This is a genomic window from Bacillus cereus group sp. MG20, from assembly GCF_040459885.1.
Lineage (GTDB): Bacteria > Bacillota > Bacilli > Bacillales > Bacillaceae_G > Bacillus_A > Bacillus_A cereus.
In genome coordinates, this window is record NZ_JARVHF010000001.1 from 3060001 (window position 1) to 3062500 (window position 2500).

A 2500-nucleotide genomic window follows, 5' to 3' on the forward strand; every position below is an offset into this window, starting at 1 on the left:
CGAAAGTCGGGCTTAGTGATCCGGTGGTTCCGCATGGAAGGGCCATCGCTCAACGGATAAAAGCTACCCCGGGGATAACAGGCTTATCTCCCCCAAGAGTCCACATCGACGGGGAGGTTTGGCACCTCGATGTCGGCTCATCGCATCCTGGGGCTGTAGTCGGTCCCAAGGGTTGGGCTGTTCGCCCATTAAAGCGGTACGCGAGCTGGGTTCAGAACGTCGTGAGACAGTTCGGTCCCTATCCGTCGTGGGCGTAGGAAATTTGAGAGGAGCTGTCCTTAGTACGAGAGGACCGGGATGGACGCACCGCTGGTGTACCAGTTGTTCTGCCAAGGGCATAGCTGGGTAGCTATGTGCGGAAGGGATAAGTGCTGAAAGCATCTAAGCATGAAGCCCCCCTCAAGATGAGATTTCCCATAGCGTAAGCTAGTAAGATCCCTGAAAGATGATCAGGTTGATAGGTTCGAGGTGGAAGCATGGTGACATGTGGAGCTGACGAATACTAATAGATCGAGGACTTAACCATATAATATGTAGCAATGTTATCTAGTTTTGAAGGAATATGCCTTCATAGTTTGGTGATGATGGCAGAGAGGTCACACCCGTTCCCATACCGAACACGGAAGTTAAGCTCTCTAGCGCCGATGGTAGTTGGGACCTTGTCCCTGTGAGAGTAGGACGTCGCCAAGCAACTTTAAGACGAGTCAGAATGACTCGTCTTTTTTGTGTTTTGTAACTTCTTTTCAAAGCTAATTACATATTTATATAAGTTTCATTAGATTTCTTTCGTGATTTTTGATATGTAATTTAAGATTTTCTATTTTATTTCTTAAAGATAAGATTCACTGGTGTGTTAAAATAGTACAGTTGTTTTTTTGATGTACTTTAATATAAGAAGATTTAAGTTAGAAAAGGAGATAATATGAAAAGGATAGGTATAATTACTATAGTAGTCTTAGTCCTTCTATTAATCGTGTATATGTTAGTTGGGAATTATTTTTATAACTACGCATTGAATGCGAAACAAGAAAAAGAATTTTTGCAAGATAATCCTCATTTAGTAGAAACGGTAAATGCATCGGGAGATGTATTGGCTACAAATGAAGAAAAGAATGCGAACTTCGTATCGAAGTATAAACCTAACACATTAACTATACGTTCTTTCGATAAATTGAATTTAAAAGGCTATGAATATATGAATGAATCATCTAGTCATAAATGGGCAATTGTGGTTCATGGATACAATGGTAGAGCATCAGAAATGACGAAATATATTCGTAACTTTTATGAACAAGGCTATAATGTCATAGCATCAGACCTTCGTGGGCACGGAAATAGTGAAGGGGATTATGTTGGTATGGGCTGGCATGATCGTAAAGATGTTTTGATTTGGATTCAACAAATCTTAAAGAAAGATCCTAATGCTGAAATAGCTCTATTTGGTGTTTCAATGGGCGGGGCAACTGTAATGATGACTTCAGGAGAAGATTTACCTTCTAATGTTAAAGTTATTATTGAAGATTGTGGATACTCAACCGTTATTGATGAATTTACCTATCAGCTAAAAGATTTATTCCACTTGCCGAAGTTTCCTGTTATGAATGCGGCAAATACAGTTACAAAATTAAGAGCTGGATATGATTTAGAAGAAGCTTCAGCTGTAAAACAAGTGGCGAAAAGTAAAACACCTATACTATTCATTCATGGGGATGCTGATACATTCGTTCCTTTTGAAATGTTAGATGAAGTATATAATGCTGCAAAAGTAGAAAAAGAGAAATTAATTGTTCCAGGTGCTGGGCATGGAGAAGCGGAGAAAGTAGATTCGAATAAATATTGGAATACCGTATGGAAGTTCGTAGGGAAGTATATTCCGGTATAATTAAAGTTGTTGCATTTATATAGACGATAATCGGAGGGATAATAGTTAATCCTTTTGATTATCGTTGTTTTTGTTAATTAGGTAGTCTGCTATAAGTGTATTTTTGTATGTACTATATGAAGGAGATAGAGCAAAAACTTTTGAATTCCTTAATCTCAGTGCTACAATGATTGAAAACTAAATGTTAATGAGGTGTTTATATGAAAATTGAGGTTTGGTCGGATTTTGTATGCCCATTTTGCTATATTGGGAAACGTAGATTAGAGATGGCTTTAGAGCAATTTCCACATAAGAAGGATGTTGAAGTTGAGTTTAAAAGTTTTGAGTTGGATCCGAATACTCCGGTTTACTCTGGAACAAGTATTAATGAAGTGCTTGCATCAAAGTATGGAATTAGTATTGAAGAAGCTAAGCGTAATAACGTACAGCTAGGAAATCATGCAGCTAGTATGGGTTTAAGTTTTAATTTTGATGAGATGAAGCCGACGAATACGTTTGATGCGCATCGTCTTGCGAAGTTTGCAAAGAATCATGGAAAAGAAAAGGAGATTACGGAGAATCTACTTTTTGCATATTTCACTGAATCGAAAAATTTAAGTGATGTGGATACACTTGCTA

General features: G+C 38.2%; 2 protein-coding genes and 2 rRNA genes (2 of these 4 running past the window's edge). All 4 read left to right on the plus strand.

All coding sequences use genetic code 11. The annotated features are described in order from the left end of the window. Positions 1-526, plus strand: a 23S ribosomal RNA gene (locus QCI81_RS15830) (it extends 2396 nt beyond the left edge of the window). 48 nt (positions 527-574) lie between these two features. Then, positions 575-690: ribosomal RNA gene (gene rrf / locus QCI81_RS15835) — 5S ribosomal RNA — on the plus strand. Between the two features lie 232 nt (positions 691-922). Then, a complete protein-coding gene (locus QCI81_RS15840) occupies positions 923-1882 on the plus strand; it encodes an alpha/beta hydrolase (protein WP_071731894.1) in 960 nt (319 codons plus the stop codon). Between the two features lie 200 nt (positions 1883-2082). Beyond that, on the plus strand, positions 2083-2500 hold the 5' portion of the coding sequence (locus tag QCI81_RS15845) for a DsbA family oxidoreductase (protein ID WP_071731895.1). It continues 314 nt past the right edge of the window; only the first 418 of its 732 coding nucleotides appear in the window; its start codon is at positions 2083-2085; the stop codon falls past the right edge of the window.